12 protein-coding genes are annotated in these 19,009 nt (G+C 73.4%); 8 read left to right on the top strand and 4 right to left on the bottom strand.

The window, feature by feature from the left end:
* Positions 1-35 precede the first annotated feature (35 nt).
* The 3 genes from LTT61_RS02865 to LTT61_RS02855 form a co-directional block, all read right to left on the bottom strand.
* The gene (locus LTT61_RS02865; RefSeq protein WP_233018356.1) at positions 36-8,915 is read right to left on the bottom strand and encodes a non-ribosomal peptide synthetase; all 8,880 of its coding nucleotides are present in this window, start codon (positions 8,913-8,915) and stop codon (positions 36-38) included.
* A gap of 236 nt (positions 8,916-9,151) precedes the next feature.
* Positions 9,152-9,739: a DUF4126 domain-containing protein gene (locus tag LTT61_RS02860; protein ID WP_233018355.1), complete on the bottom strand. Its 588-nt coding sequence runs from the start codon at positions 9,737-9,739 to the stop codon at positions 9,152-9,154.
* Positions 9,740-9,782: 43 nt separating this feature from the next.
* On the bottom strand, positions 9,783-10,739 hold the full coding sequence (locus LTT61_RS02855) for a DNA polymerase domain-containing protein (RefSeq protein WP_233018354.1): 957 nt from the start codon (positions 10,737-10,739) through the stop codon (positions 9,783-9,785).
* 188 nt (positions 10,740-10,927) lie between these two features.
* On the opposite strand from LTT61_RS02855, the gene LTT61_RS02850 reads away from it, so the two are divergent.
* The 3 genes from LTT61_RS02850 to LTT61_RS02840 all read left to right on the top strand — a co-directional run bounded on the left by LTT61_RS02850 (position 10,928) and on the right by LTT61_RS02840 (position 13,011).
* Positions 10,928-11,548: a YdcF family protein gene (locus tag LTT61_RS02850; RefSeq protein ID WP_233018353.1), complete on the top strand. Its 621-nt coding sequence runs from the start codon at positions 10,928-10,930 to the stop codon at positions 11,546-11,548.
* Between the two features lie 100 nt (positions 11,549-11,648).
* Positions 11,649-12,305 carry an HAD family hydrolase gene (locus LTT61_RS02845; protein ID WP_233018352.1) on the top strand — a complete coding sequence of 219 codons (657 nt, stop codon included), beginning with the start codon at positions 11,649-11,651 and terminating at the stop codon, positions 12,303-12,305.
* A gap of 121 nt (positions 12,306-12,426) precedes the next feature.
* On the top strand, positions 12,427-13,011 hold the full coding sequence (locus LTT61_RS02840) for a DUF4291 domain-containing protein (protein ID WP_233018351.1): 585 nt from the start codon (positions 12,427-12,429) through the stop codon (positions 13,009-13,011).
* Between the two features lie 6 nt (positions 13,012-13,017).
* On the opposite strand, the gene LTT61_RS02835 is transcribed toward LTT61_RS02840, so the two are convergent.
* Entirely contained in the window at positions 13,018-13,815 is a 798-nt protein-coding gene (locus tag LTT61_RS02835; RefSeq protein ID WP_233018350.1) for a hypothetical protein, read from the bottom strand.
* A 45-nt stretch (positions 13,816-13,860) separates the two neighbouring features.
* Here LTT61_RS02835 and LTT61_RS02830 point away from each other — a divergent pair, with 45 nt between their 5' ends.
* From LTT61_RS02830 to LTT61_RS02810, 5 genes are all read left to right on the top strand, one after another.
* Positions 13,861-14,064, top strand: coding sequence for a zinc-ribbon domain-containing protein (locus LTT61_RS02830; RefSeq protein ID WP_233018349.1), 204 nt, complete (start codon positions 13,861-13,863; stop codon positions 14,062-14,064).
* 212 nt (positions 14,065-14,276) lie between these two features.
* Positions 14,277-14,837 carry a hypothetical protein gene (locus LTT61_RS02825; RefSeq protein WP_233018348.1) on the top strand — a complete coding sequence of 187 codons (561 nt, stop codon included), beginning with the start codon at positions 14,277-14,279 and terminating at the stop codon, positions 14,835-14,837.
* Between the two features lie 725 nt (positions 14,838-15,562).
* Positions 15,563-16,138: a hypothetical protein gene (locus LTT61_RS02820; protein WP_233018347.1), complete on the top strand. Its 576-nt coding sequence runs from the start codon at positions 15,563-15,565 to the stop codon at positions 16,136-16,138.
* The gene (locus LTT61_RS02815; protein WP_233018346.1) at positions 16,135-16,977 is read left to right on the top strand and encodes a hypothetical protein; all 843 of its coding nucleotides are present in this window, start codon (positions 16,135-16,137) and stop codon (positions 16,975-16,977) included. Before LTT61_RS02820 ends, LTT61_RS02815 begins: the two co-directional genes overlap by 4 nt.
* A 14-nt stretch (positions 16,978-16,991) precedes the next feature.
* Positions 16,992-18,869: a serine/threonine-protein kinase gene (locus LTT61_RS02810; RefSeq protein WP_233018345.1), complete on the top strand. Its 1,878-nt coding sequence runs from the start codon at positions 16,992-16,994 to the stop codon at positions 18,867-18,869.
* Positions 18,870-19,009: the final 140 nt, after the last annotated feature.

Genomic DNA, 19,009 nt, shown 5'->3' with positions numbered 1-19,009 from the left:
AATTTGCCGGTTCGACCGGGCCCTGAGCCCCGGCTTCAGGACGCGGTGACGCCCACCGGGGCGCGGTCGAGGGCGAGCGTCTCGGCGATCACCGGGAGCACCTCGGCCGCGGTCATGTGCCAGTGGTCGACCGGGAGCGGGTGGTTGTGCACGGTTCCGGTGACCGCGGCGCTCCAGCTGTCGGCGCCCCTGGATTCGGCGGGGTCGTGCGCGGCGGCGGTGAAGTAGACCAGGTCGCCGTCGAAGGGGTCCGGCCGGTAGGCGGCGATCAGGTCGAGCGAGCGCAGCCCCGCGTCGACGATGTGCCTGAGCCTGGCCGCGCCGAGCGAGGGGAAGGGCTCGGGCAGCCCCTCCAGCCGTGCGGCGAGGTCGGCGGAGTCCGCGGCCGCTTCGCCCGGGTCGAGCAGCCCGCCGAACAGGTCGGCGAGCGCGAGGGCGCCGGAGCGGTCGGCGGGCACCTCGAGCGAGCTGTCCAGCATGCCGAGCAGCGCCACCGCCGCGTCCGCGCGCCGCAGCTCGACGGCGACGGCGTGCGCGAGCACGCCGCCCAGCGACCAGCCGAGCAGGTGGTACGGCCCGCCGGGCTGCACGGCCCTGATCTCGCGCACGCAGAGCCGGGCCCACGCCGCCAGCGACTCCGGCAGCGCGGCGCCGGTGAGCGCGGGCGACTGCAGCCCGTACAGCGGCCGCTCCCGATCCAGGTGCGCGGCGAGTCCGGCGAAGGACCACGCGACGCCGCCCGCCGGTGCGAAACAGAACAGCGGCTCGGCGGAGCCCGCCGGGCGCAGCGGGAGCAGCAGGTCGAAGGCGGCGTCGAGGTGCGGCTCGCCCGCTCCGGCGCGCTCGGCCATCCCCGCGGGCGTCGGGGCGGAGAAGAGCCAGGCCACCGGCACCGGCTGGTCGAGCAGTTGTCCCAGGCGCCCGGCCAGGGAGACGGCGCGCAGTGAGGTGCCGCCGCGTTCGAAGAAGTTGTCGTCCAGCCCGACCCGCTCGAGCTCGAGGGCGGCGGCGAAGGCCGAGCACACCAGCCGCTCCACTTCGGTGCGGGGAGCGCGGTATTCGAGCGCGGCGAACACCGGGTCGGGGAGCGCGGCGCGATCCAGCTTGCCGTTGACGGTGAGCGGGAGGCGGTCCAGCGGCACCACCGCGGCGGGCACCATGTACGAGGGCAGCCGCGCCGCGAGGTGGTCGCGCAGCTCGGCGGGCTCGACGGCGGCGCCCGCGGCGGGCACCACGTAGGCGACGAGCCGGTCGGGCGCGCGCACCAGCGCGACGGCCCGCGCGACCGCGGGGTGCCCGGCCAGCGCGGTCTCGACCTCGCCGAGCTCGATCCGGAAGCCGCGCAGCTGCACCTGGAAGTCGGTGCGGCCGAGGTACTCCAGGCCGTCGCCGGAGCGCGCCCAGGCGACCAGGTCGCCGGTGCGGTACATGCGGGTGCCGGATGCGCCGAACGGGTCGGCGACGAAGCGGTCCGCGGTGAGCTGCGGGCGGGCCACGTACCCGCGGGCCAGCTGCGCGCCCGCGAGGTACAGCTCACCGGGCACCCCGGCGGGGACCGGGCGGAGCCGCCGGTCCAGCACGTAGACCCGGCAGTTCCACTCCGGCCCGCCGATGCCGACGGTGCCGCGGCCGGTGTCGGTCACCCGCTGGGCGGTGACGGAGACCGCGGCCTCGGTGGGGCCGTACAGGTTGTACAGCTCGGCGTAGTTCGCCCGCCGGAAGCGCGTGGCCGTCGCCGGCGGCAGCGCCTCGCCGATGGCGAGCACCCGGCGCAGCGACGGGGGCAGTGCCCCGTCGGCCGCGGCGAGCAGCGCCTCCAGCACCGACGGCACCGCGTGCAGGGTGGTGACCCGTTCCCGCGCCATGAGCTCGAGCAGGTAGGCCGGGTCGCGGTGCCCCTCCGGCTCGGCGATCACCAGGGTGCCGCCGCAGGCCGTCGCCGAGAAGAACTCCCAGACCGAGAGGTCGAAGGTCGCGACGGTCTTCAGCAGCACGACGTCGTCCGGGAGCAGCCCGAATTCCGTTCGTTTCCAGAGCATCTGGTTGACGATCGCGGCGTGCGGCACCGCGACGCCCTTCGGCAGCCCGGTGGAGCCGGAGGTGAAGATGACGTAGGCGGTGTTCGCCGGGCGCAGCGGGGCACGCCGCTCGGCGTCGCGCACCGGCGTGGCGGGGTAGCCGGTGAGGTCGAGGTCGTCGATGAGCACGACCGGCGCCGCGCCGGAGCGGAAGCCGGTGTCGCGATCGGTGAGCACGCAGACCGGCGCGGCCAGGTCGAGCACGTGCTCGGCGCGGCGCAGGGGCTGGCCGGGGTCGAGCGGTACGTAGGCGCCGCCCGCCGCGGTGACCGCGTACACGGCGACCACCAGGTCGATGCCGCGCGGCAGCGCCAGCGCGACCCGCCGCTCCGGGCCGACGCCGAGCGCGATCAGGTGCCTGGCCAGCCGCGCGACCCGGGCGCCGAGCGTGCGGTAGTCGACCACCGTTCCGTCCGGGCCGACGAGTGCGGTGGCCTCCGGGTCGCCGATGTCGAGCAGGTCGGCGAGTGTGCTCGCGGCGTCGAGCGGGCGGGCGGTGGCATTGCGCGTCACGAGCAGGCGGTGCCGCTCGTGTGGCTCGAGCAGCGGCAGGTCGCCGACGGGGGTGTGCGGTGCGGCGGCGACGGCCCGCAGGAGGCGGGTGAAGCCGTCGGCGAACCAGCGCGCGGTCGCCTCGTCGAAGAGCGCGGTGGCGTAGGTGAGGACGCCGTCGATGCCCGTCGGCTCGCCGGTGGCGTCGTAGCCGTCGGCGATGATCCAGTGCAGGTCGAACTGGGAGACGGCGGTGTCGACGGCGAGCGAGGAGACGGTGACGCCAGGCAGCTCCAGCACGGCGGGGGTGAGGTTCTGGAAGGAGAGGCCGAGCTGGAACAGCGGGTGCCTGGCGGTGGAGCGCGCCGGGTTCAGCACCTCGACCAGCCGCTCGAACGGCACGTCGGCGTTCGCGAAGACCCGGATGTCGGTGTCGCGCTGCCGGTTCAGCAGCTCGGTGAAGGGCTGTCCGTGCTCCAGCCGGGTGCGGAAGACCAGGGTGTTGACGAACATGCCGATCAGGTCGTCGAGCGCGGCGTCGTCGCGGCCCGCGACCGGGGTGCCGACGGCCAGGTCGTCGGTGCCCGCCACCCGGCCTGCCCAGACCGCGAGCGCGGTGTGCACCAGCATGAAGAGCGTGGCGCCGCCCGCCGCGGCGAGCTCGGCCAGCGCGCGGTGCGTCGCGGCGTCGACGCGTACCGGGACGGTGCCGCCCGCGAGCGACTGCACGGCGGGGCGCGGGCGGTCGGCGGGCAGCTCGAGCTGGTCGGGCAGCCCGGCGAGCTCGGTGCGCCAGAAGGCGAGCTGGCGGGTGACGGCGGCGTCCGGGTCGCCCTCGCTGCCGAGCAGCGCCCGCTGCCACAGGCTGTAGTCGGCGTACTGCACCGGCAGTGGCGGCCGGGCGGGTGCGGCGCCGCCGGTCCTGGCGAGGTAGGCGGTCACCAGGTCGCGGGTGAGCGGGCCGAGCGAGAAGCGGTCGGCGGCGATGTGGTGCACGACGACGGCCAGCACGTGCTCGCCGCCCGCCGCGAGCACCGCCATCCGCACCGGTACCTCGGTGGTGATGTCGAAGACCGTGCCGAGTACCTCGGCCACGGCATCGGCCACCGCGTCCGGGGCGACGGTGAGCAGCTCGACGTCGGGGACCGCGACGGCCGCGGGAAGCACGGTCTGCACCGGCCCCTGCGCGGTCTCCGGGTAGACGGTGCGCAGCGTTTCGTGCCTGGCGACCAGGTCGGCGAGCGCGGCGCGCAGCGCGGTGACGTCGAGGTCGCCGCGGAAGCGCACCGCGATCGGCAGGTTGTAGGCGGTGGAGCCGGGGTCGAACCGGTTGAGGAACCACATGCGCTGCTGCGCGGGGGAGAGCGGGATCCGCTCCGGGCGCGGGCTCGCGGTGAGCGCGGGGCGCCCGCCGCCGACGGCCAGCCTGGCCGCGAGCGCGGAGACCACCGGCAGCTCGAAGAGCAGCGCCACCGGCACCCGGCGCCGCAGCGCCGCGCCGATCCGCCCCGCCACCCGCATGGCCGCCAGCGAGTTGCCGCCGAGCGCGAAGAAGTCGTCGTCGCGGCCGATCCTGGCGCCGTGCAGCACCTCCGCGTAGGCGGCGGCGACCAGCTCCTCCACCGGTCCGCTCGGCGGGGTGAAGGCGCGCGCGGTGAACTCGGGGACCGGCAGCGCCCCGCGGTCCAGCTTGCCGGAGCTGTTGAGCGGCAGCGCCGCGAGAACGAGCACGGCGGCGGGCACCATGTAGCCGGGCAGCCGCTCGGCGAGCCCGGCGCGCAGCGCGGCCGGGTCGGGGTGCGCGCCCGCGGCGGCGACCACGTAGCCGACCAGCTGATCCTCGCCCGCGACCGGCACCGGAAGCACCGCCGCCTGCACCACCTCGGGCGCGGCCAGCAGCGCGGCCTCGATCTCGCCGAGTTCGATGCGCAGGCCGCGGAACTTCACCTGGAAGTCGGCCCGGCCCCGGTACTCGAGCACCGGTTCGGCGCCGTCGCGGGTCCAGCGCACCAGGTCGCCGGTGCGGTACATGCGGGAACCGGCCGGGCCGAACGGGTCGGCGACGAAGCGGTCGGCGGTGAGGTCGGGGCGGGCCACGTAGCCGCGGGCCAGCTGGCCGCCCGCCAGGTAGAGCTCGCCGACCACGCCGTCCGGGACCGGGTGCAGCCGCTCGTCCAGCACCGACACCCGGCTGCCGCCCTGCGGGGTGCCGATCGGCACCGTCGGCGCGCCGGGCCGCGCGGTCCAGCCGGTGATCGAGACCGCGGCCTCGGTGGGGCCGTACAGGTTCTGGATCTCGGCGGGGAGCGCGGCGGCGGTCGCCGCCACCGTCTCCGGCGGCAGCGCCTCGCCGATCACGAACACCTGGCGCAGCGTCGTCGGCCCGGCCGTCGCGGGGTCGGCCGCGGCGGCGAAGGCGGTGAGCATGGACGGCACGAAGTCGGTGTGCGTGATGCCGTTGGCGGCGATGGTGTCGAGCAGGTAGCGCGGGTCGCGGTGCCCGTCCGGGGTGGCGAGCACCAGGCGCGCGCCAGCGGCGAGCGGGAGCAGCCAGCCCCAGAGCGAGACGTCGAACGTGGTGGCGGTCTTCTGCAGGTAGCGGTCGCCCGGGTGCAGCGGGTAGCGGGTCAGCATCCAGGAGAGCTGCTGCCGGATGGCGCGGTGCGGCACCGCGACGCCCTTCGGCCGGCCGGTGGAGCCGGAGGTGAACAGGATGTACGCCGGGTGTTCGGGGTGCGGCCCCAGCCGGTCGAGCGGTCCCGCCGGGTAGTGGGTGCGGTCGATGCGGTCCAGCTCCAGCACCGGCAGCCCGTCCGGTACCGGCACCCGATCGGCGCCGGTGGTGAGGAGGCAGAGCGGGCGGGCGGTGTCGAGCACGTAGCCGATCCGCTCGGCCGGGTGCTCGGGGTCCAGCGGCAGGTAGGCGGCGCCCGCGGTGAGTACCGCGTAGATGGCGATCACCAGCTCCGGGGAGCGCCGGATCGACAGCGCGACAACCTTTTCCGGTCCGGCGCCGCGCGCGACGAGGAGCCGGGCGAGCCGGTTGACGGCGGCGTCGAACTCGGCGTAGGTCAGGGTGCGATCCTCGAAGACGACCGCGATCGCGTCCGGCCGGGCGGTGACGGCACGCCGGTACCCGTCCAGCAGCTGTCCGGCGGGGAGTTCGAGGGCGGGGCCCGAGCGCGGTACCGCGGATCGTTCGTCGGCGGTCAGCAGCGGGATGTCGCCGACCGGCGTCTCCGGCCGGGCGATCAGCGCATCCAGTACCCGCAGCAGCCGGTCGGCGAAGCCCGCGACGGTCGCCGGCTCGAACAGATCAGCGGCATAGGTGAATTCGGCGCCCGCATCGGTGCCGCGCGGGGTGATCGTGAGCTGGAGGTCGAAGCGGGCGCGGACGCCGTCGACGTCGAGCCCGGCCACGGTGAGGCCGGGGAGTTCCAGGGCGACGGGGTCGAGGTTCTGGAAGAACAGGGCGACGGTGAACAGGGGGTGGTGGGCGGCGGAGCGTTCGGGGTCGATGACCTCGACCAGGCGCTCGAAGGGCAGCTCGGCGTTGGCGAAGGCGGCGAGGTCGGTTTCGCGGACCCGGGTGAGCAGGTCGGTGAAGGGTTCGGCGGGGTCGATGGGGGTGCGCAGGACCAGGGTGTTGACGAACATGCCGACCAGGTCGTCGAGCGCGGCTTCGCCGCGGCCGGCGACGGGGGTGCCGACGGTGATGTCGCGGGTGCCGGTGAGCCGGGCGAGCAGGACGGCGAAGGCGGCGTGGGTGACCATGAAGGCCGAGGCGTTGTGGCGGCGGGCGAGTTCTTCGACGGCGCGGTAGGTGGCGGCGGGGATGGTGAAGGTGTGGCGGGCGCCGCGGCCGGTGGCGACGGTGGGGCGGGGGTGGTCGGCGGGCAGGTCGAGGCGGGCGGGGATGCCGCGCAGGGCGTGCTGCCAGTAGGTGAGCTGGGCGGCGGCCAGGGAGTCGGGGTCGGTCTCGGCGCCGAGGAGTTCGCGTTGCCAGAGGGTGTAGTCGGCGTACTGGACCGGCAGCGGGGTCCAAGCGGGTTCGCGGCCGGTGGCGCGGGCGAGGTAGGCGGTGCTGAGGTCGCGGACCAGCGGGGCGATGGAGGCGCCGTCGGCGGCGATGTGGTGCAGGACCAGCGCGAAGACGAACTCCTCCGGACCCAGCTCGTAGAGCGCGGCGCGCAGCGGCACCTCGGTGGTGACGTCGAAGCCCGCGCCCATGAGTGCCACCAACCGCTCGGGCAGCTCCGCGGGCTCCACCGGGCGCGGAGTCAGGTCGACCGCGAGCTGCCGGACCACCTGCCGACCGTCCGGGTAGACGGTGCGCAGCGCCTCGTGCCGGTCGAGCACATCGGCGAAGGCCGCGGCCACGGCGGCGGTGTCGACCGCGCCGCACAGCCGCAGCGCCACCGGGATGGTGTCGGTCACCGAGGCGGTGTCGAACTGGTTCAGGAACCACATCCGCTGCTGCGCGGGGGAGAGCGGAATCCGCTCCGGCCGCGGCATCGCGGTCAGCGCGGGCCGCGCCCCGGCGCCGTCCAGCTCGGCCAGGCGCCCGGCCAGCCCGGCGACCGTGGAACCCTCGAACACCAGCCGGGCGGGAACCGTGGTGTCGAGCCGCGCGCCCAGCCGGGCCGCGAGCCGGGTGGCGATCAGCGAATTGCCGCCGAGCGCGAAGAAATCGTCGTCCGCACCGGCCCGCTCGAGCGCGAGCAGCTCGGCGAAGGCCTCCGCGACCAGCGCCTCCATCCGGGTGGTGGGGGCGCGGTAGGCGGCGGCGCGCAGCACCGGCGCGGGTAGCGCGGCCCGGTCCAGCTTGCCGACCGGGGTCAGCGGAATGCGATCGAGCACCGTGATCGCCGCGGGCACCATGTGCGCGGGCAGGTGCGCGCGGGCCCGCTCGGTCAGGGCGTCGACATCGATGACCGCGCCATCGGCGGCGTGCACGTAGGAGACGAGCACCGTGCCGCCGCCGTGTTCGTGCCCGACGGTGACCGCCAGATCCACCGACTCGTCGGCGGCGAGCACCGCGTCGATCTCACCCAGCTCGATCCGGAAGCCGCGAATCTTGACCTGGAAGTCGTTGCGGCCCAGATACTGCAGCTCGCCACCGGGGAGCGACCGCACCAGATCACCGGTCCGGTACAGGCGGGAGCCGTCCGCCGCGAACGGGTTCGGCACGAAGCGGGCCGCGGTCAGCCCCGGCCTGCGGTGATACCCGCGCGCGAGCTGCGCGCCGGTGATGTAGAGCTCGCCGGCCACCCCGCCCGGCATCGGCGCGAGCCGCTCGTCCAGCACGAACTCGGTGATCCCGCGGATCGGCCCGCCGATGGTCACGACCTCGCCCGGGCGCAGCGGGGCGCTGATATTGGTCATGATGGTGGTCTCGGTGGGGCCGTAGCCGTTGTAGAACTCGCGGCCGCCGAAGGCCAAGCGGCGCAGCAGCTCCGGCGGGCACGCTTCGCCCCCGGCGACCACCACGCGCAGCTCGTCCAACCCCGTCGGATCCACCGACGCCAGCGCGGCCGGGGTGACGAAGGCGTGCGTCACCCGCTCCCGGCGCAGCAGCCGGGCCAGGTCGTCGCCGCCGTACACGGCCGGGTCGGCGACCACCATCGTCGCCCCGCCACCCACCGCGAGCAGCAGCTCCAGCACCGAGGCGTCGAACGAGGGCGAGGCGAAGTGCAGCGTCCGGGAGTCCGGCTCCACCCGGTACCGCTCGCGCTGCTCGGCGCAGAACCCGGCCAGCCCGGCCTGGGTCACCACCACGCCCTTCGGCAGCCCGGTCGATCCCGAGGTGTAGATGACGTACGCCGGGTGCCCGGCCCGCAGCAACCGCACCCGATCGCCGTGCGTGACCGCCTCCGGCGAGTACCCCGCCACCTCGGCCAGGAACGCCGGGTCGTCCAGGGTGAGCCAGCCGATGTCGTCGGTGAGCCCCGGCCGCGCCGCCGAGACGGTGAGCCCGAGCGCGGCGCCGCAGTCGGTGAGCATGTGCCGCACCCGATCCGGCGGGTAGTTCGGATCCACCGGAACGAAGCCGGCCCCGGTCTTCGCGACCGCCCACACCGCGAGCACCGACGCCACCGAGCGCCGGATGCCGATCACGACCAGGTCCTCCGGGCCGACCCCGCGCGCGATGAGCGAGCGGGCCAGCCGGCTCGACCGCGTGTCCAGCTCGGCGTAGGTGAGCCGCTCCGTGCTCGCCCCGGCCCCGGCGGCGACCACCGCCACCCCGCCGGGATTCGCCTCGGCAGCCGCGGCGAGCAGCTGCGGCAGCCGGATCGCGCGCGGCACCCTGTTCCGGGCCGGGCGGGTACGAGCGGAACGGGTCATCGGGACACCGAGGCCATCGGACCAAGAACTCCTTCACTCCACCGCCGACGCCGCGGCGACCATCCTGCAAGCGGTCAAGCTACTCGAACGACTGTCGCGGAACCGAATTCGGGGAGCAGCCCCGGAGCCGAAGTTCGAAACTTCCGGTCAGAACCGACTCGAGTACGGGAGCGCCAGCGTATTCGGTCTTCGCGTGCGGTGCGCGGTACGCGGACCCCCGGCCGGGGGTGCGTGGCCTATGCGGCCGCGACCACCGCCGCGCGGCGCCGCCTGAACCGGCGGGTAACCCGCCACATGAGGTAGAGCAACCCGGCGAGCAACACCGGGATGAGTACCGGCAGCACCATGGCGAGCAGGACCGTGCAGAAGGTCAGGATGTTCTCGACGATCGAGACGATCGGGTTGGTCAAACCGCCGGTGGTGGCGGTGCTGGCTGCGCGCACCCCGGTCTGGGTGGCGCTGAAGGTGAGCGCGGTCGGGGCGCCGACGATGATCCCGGCGATCGCGGCGGTGCTCGGGTCCGCGGTCTGGAACACCGCTCCGGCGGCGATGGCGCCCGCGATCGGCCCGGTGACATTCCCCACGAGGGAGAGCAGGTTGTCCACGTAGGGGATGAGGTCGGCGAGCAGCTCCGCGCCCGCCGCGACGGTCAGCGCCACCAGCGCGGCGGTCGAGCCGATCCAGGCGAAGGATTCGTTGAGGTCGAGGCCGAAGAGGTCGAAGCGGGCGGCGGCGCTGAGCATGAGCAGCGGCAGGAAGGCACGGAACCCGCAGGCGGCCGCGAGGCCGAGCCCGAGGAACAGCGGAAGCACCCAACTACTCATGATTGCGAGTCTAGGTGGGGTTTTCGGGTGGTTGTCCGGATCGTTATCCGGCTGCCCGCTTGGCCCGCGCCCTGCGCTTGCCCTCGTGCATGGCGGCCACCCTGGCCACCGGAATGGTGCGGCCGTGCTCGATCAGCTCGGCGGGCAGCCGCTGCGGCGCGGGCATGGCCGCCGCCCACGGGTCGCGCCCGCCGAGCGCGTCGAGCGCGGTGCGCACGGTGAAGTCGGCCGGGGTGATCCGGTCCAGGTCGGACCAGTCCAGCGGGAAGGAGACCGGGGTGCCCGCCCGGAACCGCGGGCTGTAGGCGGCGACGACGGTCGCGCCGCCCGCCCTGGTGGAGTCGACGAAGACCTTGCCCTTCCGGTCCTCGACGATGAAAGCCGTTGTGGCGCGGCCGGGGTCGAGCGCCTCGGCCCTGGCCGCGAGGGCGCGGGTGGCGGCGGCGACGTCGTCGACCGGGGCGCTGTCGTCGACCGGGACGAAGACGTGCACGCCCTTTGCCCCGCTGGTCTTCACCGCGCCCGCGAGCCCGCAGTCCGCCAGCGCCTGCCGCACCAGGTGCGCGACCGCGACGACGGCGGCGAAATCGCTGCCCGGCGGCGGGTCCAGATCCAGGATCAGGTGGGTGGGGCGGTAGATGTCGGCGGCCAGGCCGAGCGTGGGGTGGTACTCGATGGCGCGCTGGTTGGCGAGCCAGAGCAGCGTGCGCCGGTCGTCGCAGAGCGCGTAGCGCACCTCGCGGTGCGAGGACTCCGCCCACATCGGCACCGTGCGCACCCAGTCCGGGGTGTACTTGGGCACGTTCTTCTGCATGAACGGCGCCCGCCCGCGCAGCACCCGCAGCACGGTGAGCGGGCGGTCGGCGAGGGCGGGGAGGATGCGATCGGCGACGGCGTCCAGGTAGTCGACGAGGTCGCGCTTGGTGGCGGCCGCGTCCTCGCTCAGCGGCTGGTCCAGATTCGTCAGCTCGACCCCGTCGCGCTGTTCGCCGGCGCTCATGCGCCCACCCTACCGTCACAACTCCTTTCGACCGGGCCGGTAGCCGGTCACAAGGCGACAGTTTCCAGTGCCAATGTCGGGTGTGCGGAGTTCGTGATCCGTCCAGACAAAGCCGCGTTCACCGATTTCCGCTGTCGCGCCGCCGGACGATGAACGGTATTCGTCCACGCGCAGTTCAGGGGAATTCCATGGCCGGTCGGCACCGTAAGCCCGCACCCCGTTCGCTCCGCAGGGCGGGCGGTGCGCTGCTCGGGCTGGCCGCCGTGGTCGCCATTCCGGCCACCGCATCGGCCGATTCCGGCGCCGCCGCGCCGGGACCGCTGATCACCGGGCTGATCCCGGCCGGAGCGACCGCGGTGGCCGGGCCACCCGCGGTGCGCGGACCGGAGACCGCGGTGGTCGTCCTCGGCTACGGGTTACTTCCGGACGGGAGCATGCGGCCGGAATTGGTGCACCGCCTCCAGGCCGGTTATATCCAGGCATTGCTCGCACCCGCCTCGCCGGTCGTCGTCACCGGCGGAAATCCGCAGCAGGGAATCACCGAGGCGGCGGCGATGGCGGATTGGCTCGTCGCGCACGGAATCGTGCCTGCCCGCGTGCACATCGAATCCGAGGCGGGATCCACGCTGCAGAACGCCGAATTCACCGCGCGGATCCTGCGCGACATCGGCGTGCGCGACGCCGTCGTGGTGACCTCGGCCGACCACATCGCCCGCGCCCGCTCGATCTTCGACGACGCCGGGATCGTGGTGATCGCCGGGCTGACCCCGGAGCAACTTCCCGCGCTGGTCCGGCAGTTCGGCCCGTAGCGCGCTCCGGCAGACTGCACGGACACGGCGATCGTGCACCGCACCACCATCCCGGACGGCACGAGCGTCCGCGGGATCATCGCCCGCGTACGGTGAAGCGGTGGCTCTGCGTGCGGTGATCTTCGACTTCGACGGCCTGATCCTGGACACCGAGACCCCCTCGTACACCTCGTGGCAGGAGACCTACAGCGGCCTCGGCGCCACGCTGGACCGCACACTCTGGACCGCCAATATCGGCACCACCGGCTGGGACGCCGCCCAGCACCTGGAGGAGCTGGTCGGGCACCCCATCGATCAGGCCACGCTGCGCGCCGCCCGGCTGGCCAGGCACCACGAACTCATCGCGACGGAGGTGGTCCGGCCGGGCGTGCTCGCCTGGCTGGACGAGGCGAAGGCGCTCGGGCTCGCGGTCGGGCTGGCCTCCAGCTCGAGCGAGCCGTGGGTCGGCCCGCACCTGGAGCGGCTCGGGCTGCGCGAGCGCTTCGCCGTGCTCGCCACCGGCGACCGGGTGCCGCGGCGCAAGCCCGACCCGGCCGTCTACCGGCTCGCCCTGGACACCCTCGACATCGACCCCGCCGACGCCATCGCCGTCGAGGACTCCGCCAACGGCATCGCCGCCGCGAAGGCGGCCGGGCTGCGCGCCGTCGCGGTGCCCAATGCCATGACCGCCGAACTCGACTTCTCCCGCGCCGATCTCGTGCTCGGCTCGCTCACCGAGGCCGGGATCGCCGAGGTCGCCGAACAGCTCGGGTTCTAGCGCGGACCGGTCCTGTCGCGGCTCCGCGGACAGCACGCCGGCGCCGCGCGGCCACCGGCCGATATCGAGGGGCCGCGATAATCGGTCGACCCGGCGCCGCGGACCGGGCACCATCCGGGGCATGAACCACCCGCTCCGCGAGATCAGGGCCGACTTCGACACCGAATCGCTCGTCGTCTACCAGGCCTACAACCCGGAGATCGCCGCGGCGGCGGTGCGCGCCGGCCGGTTCGGCGCCGGGTTCAAGGTGGAGCGGATGACCTGGATCAAGCCCTCGTTCCTGTGGATGATGTACCGCAGCGGCTGGGCGACCAAGCCCGGGCAGGATCGGGTGCTCGCCATAAGGATCACCCGCGCGGGATTCGAGTGGGCGCTGCGGCACAGCGCGCTGAGCCACTACGAGCCGGGGATGCATGCCTGCGAGCAGGAGTGGCGGGACGGCCTGGTCGCGCTGGTCCGCGTGCAGTGGGATCCCGAGCGGGACCTTCGCTCCGCTCCGCTGCCGTATCGATCGCTGCAGGTCGGGCTCGCGGGCGACGCGGTGCGGCGGTATCTCGACGAGTGGATCGTCGCCGTCACCGATATCACCGACACCGTGCGGACCATCCGCGAAGCCACGAACGCCGCCGAGCTGCTCCCGGTCGAGCGGAGCTACCCGGTGCCCGACGATATCGCCGCCGCGCTCGGTATGCGGAGCGTGGCGTAGCCGTGTTCAGTGCGGGTCACTCCCGGCGAGCCGGATGACGATCCCGCCGAAGCGGGCCTCCTCCATGATCGCGGCCTGCCCGTCGACGAGGCACCTGCCGGTGCGGGTGACCTCGACGCACTCCTCCTGCCCGGGGCGGTCGAGGGTGTCGGTGTAGTACGCGATCATGCCGCCGCCCATGCTCGTGTTGAAGCCGGTGATGCGGCGTCCGGCGCTGTCGGTGGTGCGGGCGCGGCAGTGGTCGCAGACCAGGCGGGGGTAGCGCTCGTTGTAGAGGGCCGGACGGGTGCAGCGGGGGCAGGGCTGGGTGTAGCGGCGGCCGGGTTCCGGTGGCCGGAGCAGGAAATCGTTGCGGGCGAGCACTGTACGGCCCGGCTCGCCGGTGTCCGGGTTGCGGCGCAGGGTGATGAGGAGGTATTCGGCATAGTCGGCGTCGGCTGTTGCGCTCTCGATCCGGGTGCGGCCCGCGTCGTAGGCCTCGAGCGCGAGGTGCTGCGCCGGGGTGAGATCGCTGTCGGGTATGTCGCGGTTGTGGTGTTCGGCGCGGGCGAGGTGCTCCGCGATCCGCTCGTCGATGGAGTCGTCCGAGGGAAGGATGCCGCTGGCGCGTCCGCCGGTGCTCACCAGGATGTAGCCGTCCACCACCCCGCGATCGGTGTCGACCCGGTGCCGGAAGGAGAAGCCGCGGCCGTAGCGGGCGTTCTCCAGTCCCGGGTGCGGATAGTGGACGACCGTCCCGGGGTCGCGTGCGATCTCCCGCGCGGCGTGCAGCGCCTCCTCGTAACTCGGCCCCGGCGCGCTCACGGCCGTCAGTGTATTCGGTGCGCGACCGCCGCTACGCTGAGAGGGGTGTTTCTCCTCTTCGGCTACGGCCGCAAACAGAAGCCCATCGGCCCGGGCGCGACCCGGACCTGCCCGCGCTGCCACAACACCACGCAGTGGACCCGGCTGCGCGAGTACACACAGCTCACGATCTTCTTCATCCCGGTTCTGCGCTGGGGTCGCACCCAGTTCGAGTCCTGTGGAATCTGCGGTGCCGCCGTCGCCGTCTGAACCCGTCGGCACCGGGCGCTCTGCCTCGCGGACAGCCACCCCGGCAACGCGTCGGTCGATGTCCTGACCCCCGTTCCGCATGGGTACACTCCTGCACGCCGACGACCGCTCGCGGTCCGACTCGATCCACCTAGCAGGGGTAACCGCGTAGAGGGGTTCGACGAATGAAGCTCGGAAAAACGACCGCCGCTGTTCTCATCACAGCCTCGGCCATGGCCATCACCACAGCTACCGCGGGCGCGGAACCGTCCACACCGCCGCCGACCGGATCGGCCGACAGCACGACAACCTCGGGGATCGATCACGGAATCGGCTACCGGATCGCGGTTTCGCCGGTGGGCCGAGTCGTCACCGCCACAGTCGAGAACGGCCGGTTCGAGCAGGCGGGCAACGGAACGGTACTGCTCGAGACCGGCGACGGAGCGACGGTACTCGAGGTGCCGCGACACTACGCCGCCGACGGCCGCGCGATCACGATGGCGCACGAGATCGCCGCCGACGGCCGCACCCTGACGCTGACCCCGCCCACCCCGGCGAAGGTGGTCGCCGAGGAGATCGGCTCCTATGGCCGGCTGATGGAGCAGATCAACAAGAACATGCCCGGCGTGGCAGGCGGTGCCATCGTCGGCGGCCTGCTCGGCGCCTGCCTGTTCCTGATCTGGGGCGTCAGCATCCCGCTCGGCGTGCTGATCGGCGGGGCCATCGGCGGATCGATCATGGGCGGCCCCGAGTTCTCCGACGCCCTGCAGGCGTTCGTCACCGGTCAGCCGTGACCGAGGGGGCCCGGTCGGGCTGCGCGTAGTCGCTCGATCGGAATACGACGGCCATCTCGTCCATGACCGATTCGTTATCGGGCGACCGCTGCGCGGGAGCCCCGCACGGCGATCAAACGGGTAGGGCTCGCAGTTCACCGCTCCGTTTCGGTGCGCGGGCTCTACCATGACACTGATCGATCTGTGATCGCCGGGGAGGGCCGATGCGGATTCCGGGACGAGGAGACGCAGCCGGGAGCAGCGGTCGTCGGCGAGCATCGGTGCGCCACAGAGCCGTTGGGCCATCCCGGCCCCCCTGGGCCGCGCGTGGACGGTCGTGGACAGCTCGGATCGCCGGTATCGGGCTGGCGGCACTGCTCATGCTGTCGGCGCTGGCCGCGACCGTCTCGGCACTTCCGCCGGGAACCGTCACTGTCCGCGCACCGTTACCGCCGACCTCCGTCGCTCCCGCGCCGGACGAGTGCGTGGGTACCACCTGCGACTCCGGGCAGGGCACCGGGAATCCGGACGCCAACGGTGGTACCGATCCCTACCCCGGATGCCGAACGGGCGTCGGCCCGTGCCCGCTGACGAACCCGTGTGCTCGCACCCCCACCGCCGAGGGGTGCGTGACCGACCCGTGCACCGGGAGCGATCCGCCGTCGACCTGCGGAACCACCCCGTCCTGCTCCGCTGCGAACCCACCGCCGACCTGCCCGCGGGAGCCGGACCCGACCGTGCCGTGCGTGCCGGGGAGCCCGCAGTGCCCGCACGACGAGGTCACCCCGAACCCGGGGGATCCGCACCCGCACACGGGTGACCCGGACACCTCGAACCCGGGCACGCGGGATCCGGAGCCGGGCAGGCGGGACCCGGGCTCCGACACCGGGCAGCCCGATACCGGACAACCGGATATCGAGAACCCGCCGGTGACCGACGACCGCAGCCGGACGGGCTCCGCCGCGCTGGCGCTGACCCCGTCGGCGATCGCCCCCGGCGGGGAGGTGACGGCCTCCGGGCACGGTTGCGACCCGGGCGCGCCGGTCGAACTGAAGATCGGCCGGACCCCCGTCGGCACGACCGTCGCCACGGCGGACGGCTCCTTCACCGCGAAACTCACGCTCTCCGCCATCGCGGTCGGGCGCCACGACGTGGCGACCTGGTGCGGACGCCCGCTGACCGCCCAGCTGGACGTGGTGCTGGTCAGCCGCGTCGACAGCGGCGCGTCGACGCTGGCGATCCTGCTGTTCTTCCTCCTCCTCGGTGGCTGGTTCTACGGCCACCGGCTCATCTCGCACCGCTCGACCCGGAGAGACCGATGACCATCCACCCGAGGCGTTTCGCGATATCGGCGCTCACCGTCCTGTTCGGTGCGGCGGCACTGCTGTGGTCCGGACCGGCGCAGGCCCAGCCGGACGGCGTCGAGCTGACCGCCACCATCGACGACCGCGATATCGCCGGTCGGAGCGGCGCCGACCCGGTCGTCCTGACCCCGGAGAGCCCGGCCGCGATCGCGGTGACGCTGAGCAACAACGGCGCTCAGCAGATCGAGGTGCGCCGGGTCGACCTCACCGGCGAGGTGCTCGGACTCCGCTTCTTCTCCTACTCGACGGCCGTCGGCCTGAAGATCGCGCCGGGAAAGACCGAAACCCTGCGCTACGAACTGGATCCGGCGGGCCTGGGCGGCCAGGCCACCGGCCTCATCGCCGGCCGGCTCGCGGTCGTCGGCGCGGACGGAGCGGAGCTCGGACACGTCGGCACGGTGACCGACGTGCGCGGCTCGATCCGGTCGGTGTACGGCCTGTTCGGCATCGCGCTCGCCGTGCTGACCGCGCTCGCCCTGCTCGACGCCGCGATCGGCATCGCCAGGCACCGGCTCTCGGCCAATCGGTGGCAGCGCGGGGTCCGGCTGCTCGCCCCCGGGGTCGGCATCGGACTGGTATTCGGCTTCACCGCCTCGGTGCTGCGCTGGTGGGTGCCGGACACGGGCGTGTGGATCGGGGTCGCCGGCGCGGCGGCCGCGGTCGCCTTCGTGCTCGGATACCTCTCCCCGACACCGCATTCCGACCCGGACGATGCCTTCGATCCGGAGTTCGCCGCCGTCGACGTCTCCGGCGACGCCGATACCGTCCGCATCGTGTCGCGGGGGCCGATCGCGTGAACGAGCGAGACACGGTGACCGCGGACACCGGCCGGCTGCGCGCGGCCCTTCCCGGCTACGACCTCGGCTCGGAGGTGGGCCGAGGCGGCTGCGGGGTGGTCCTGTCGGGGGTCCAGCGTCGGCTGGGCCGGACCGTCGCGATCAAGCAGATCCCGTCCCAGTTCGCCCACGATCCGACGGTGCGCAGGCGCTTCGTCGCCGAGGCCCGCGTCATGGCGGCGATCGACCATCCGCACGTGGTGCGGGTCTTCGACTACGTCGAGCACGAGCAGCTGTGTCTGCTGATCATGGAGTACCTGCCCGGCGGCACGGTCGCCCACCGCTTCGCCACGCAGGGCTTCGACGCCGCGACGGCAGTCGCGGTCGCGCTCTCCTGCGCCGCCGGGCTGCAGGCGGCGCACAACCACGGCGTCCTGCACCGCGACGTCAAACCGTCGAATCTGATGTTCGGCGCGGGCGGAGCGATCAAGCTGACCGATTTCGGCATCGCCAAGATCGTCGGCGGCGACGAGACGCTGGTGACCAAGGCGGGCGAGATCATCGGCACCCCGTCCTACATCGCACCGGAACAGGTTCGCGGCGAGGAGCTCTCGCCCGCCACCGACATCTACTCGCTGGCGACCATGCTCTACCAGCTGCTCGCCGGTGCCCTGCCCTTCCCGCCCGCCGCCAACCACCTCGCCACCCTCTACGCGCACGCCTACGAACAGCCGATCCCGCTCTCCGAGGCCGCGCCGCGCGTCCCGGAGCCGATCGCTTCGGTCGTGATGCGCGGCCTGGCGACCGATCCGACGCAGCGCTTCGGCTCGGCCGAGGAATTCGGCATCGCGCTCGCCGCACCCGCTGCCCACTGCTGGGGCAGCGGCTGGCTCGCCCCCGTCGGCATCCCGGTGATCGGCGCGGACACCATCGTGGCCGCGGCCACCGGTGGCTCCCGGCACACCACCGGTGGGTACGCCCCGAGCCCGCCCACCGTGCCCATGCCCGCCACTCGGACGATCGGCCACACGCCTGCGCCGACGCGCCACGCCACCCGGCCTTCGCCCCCGCCGCCGACAGCGCGGATGCGCCCGCAGGGCGAAGTCCAGGTCCGAGGAGCTCGGCTGATCGACCTCGATCGTGCCGACCTGGTGCCCATCCGCGAGGTGGTGAACATCGCGTCACCACGCGTGCCCTTCGCCGTCGCCGCGGTCCTGGCCCTCGGTGCCTGCGCCGTCGCCCTCGTCGGACTCGGCGGACCGGACGCGGGCGGAGATCTCACGCCGGGAACCGTCACCCTCGCGAACGCCGACCCGGCGACCGGACCCGTCGACCTCGATCTGTCCGCGCCCGTCCCGCTGCGCGTGGACGGCGTCGACGCCGATGCCGCCCGGCTGTCGATCGTCTTGCTCGGGACGCGGATCGGCGGCACGACCACCCCGATCGAACCCGGAAGCCCGACAACGGTTCCCGCACCCGTCAACCCCTACATCGTGGCCGGAACCGGAACGGCAGAGCTGACCCTGCTGCGCGGCGAGACGGCGGTCGCTACCCAGCGCGTCGAATTCCGCACCGCGCAATCGGCGCTCACCACGGCCGCGGCGGTCGGCATCGCCCTGCTCGCCCTGCTCTCCCTCGCCTACCTCGAATCCAATCTCCGCGCACTGCGCCGCGGCCGGGGCGCGTTCGCCAATTCGGCAGGCCTGACCGTGAGCGCCGCGGCGACCGCCGTGGCGGTGGCGGGAGCGGCATGGGTGCTGCTCGGCACCCAGCCGACCGTGCCCGCGCTCGTCGTCGCGGCGCTGCTCGGGGCAGCCGCGGGGGCTGCGTCGGCATCCGGTGCCCGCCGGATGGGAAAGCGGTACCGCCACCTTCGCGGCAGCAGGCGCGTGGTGGCGATCGTGCGCGAGTGACACGGCGGGGTTGCAGTCCAACCCCGATGACAACAGCTCCAGAGCCACCGAACCGGAGCATTAGGGCATTGCCGAATTCTTCGCCAGCCCCATGCACCGGGGTCTTGGCGGCGCTCTACGAGACCACTACTGTTCGCAAA

It is taken from the genome of Nocardia asteroides, from assembly GCF_021183625.1.
GTDB lineage: Bacteria > Actinomycetota > Actinomycetes > Mycobacteriales > Mycobacteriaceae > Nocardia > Nocardia asteroides_A.
The sequence above is the reverse complement of the archived record's forward strand: the minus strand, read 5'-3'. Positions and strand labels throughout refer to the sequence as shown.

Excerpts from the sequence above, each read along its gene's own strand:
- LTT61_RS02865 (WP_233018356.1), bottom strand. The coding sequence starts at position 8,915 with ATGACCCGTTCCGCTCGTACCCGCCCGGCCCGGAACAGGGTGCCGCGC.
- LTT61_RS02860 (WP_233018355.1), bottom strand. The coding sequence starts at position 9,739 with ATGAGTAGTTGGGTGCTTCCGCTGTTCCTCGGGCTCGGCCTCGCGGCC.
- LTT61_RS02855 (WP_233018354.1), bottom strand. The coding sequence starts at position 10,739 with ATGAGCGCCGGCGAACAGCGCGACGGGGTCGAGCTGACGAATCTGGAC.
- LTT61_RS02850 (WP_233018353.1), top strand. The coding sequence starts at position 10,928 with ATGGCCGGTCGGCACCGTAAGCCCGCACCCCGTTCGCTCCGCAGGGCG.
- LTT61_RS02840 (WP_233018351.1), top strand. The coding sequence starts at position 12,427 with ATGAACCACCCGCTCCGCGAGATCAGGGCCGACTTCGACACCGAATCG.
- LTT61_RS02825 (WP_233018348.1), top strand. The coding sequence starts at position 14,277 with ATGGCCATCACCACAGCTACCGCGGGCGCGGAACCGTCCACACCGCCG.
- LTT61_RS02815 (WP_233018346.1), top strand. The coding sequence starts at position 16,135 with ATGACCATCCACCCGAGGCGTTTCGCGATATCGGCGCTCACCGTCCTG.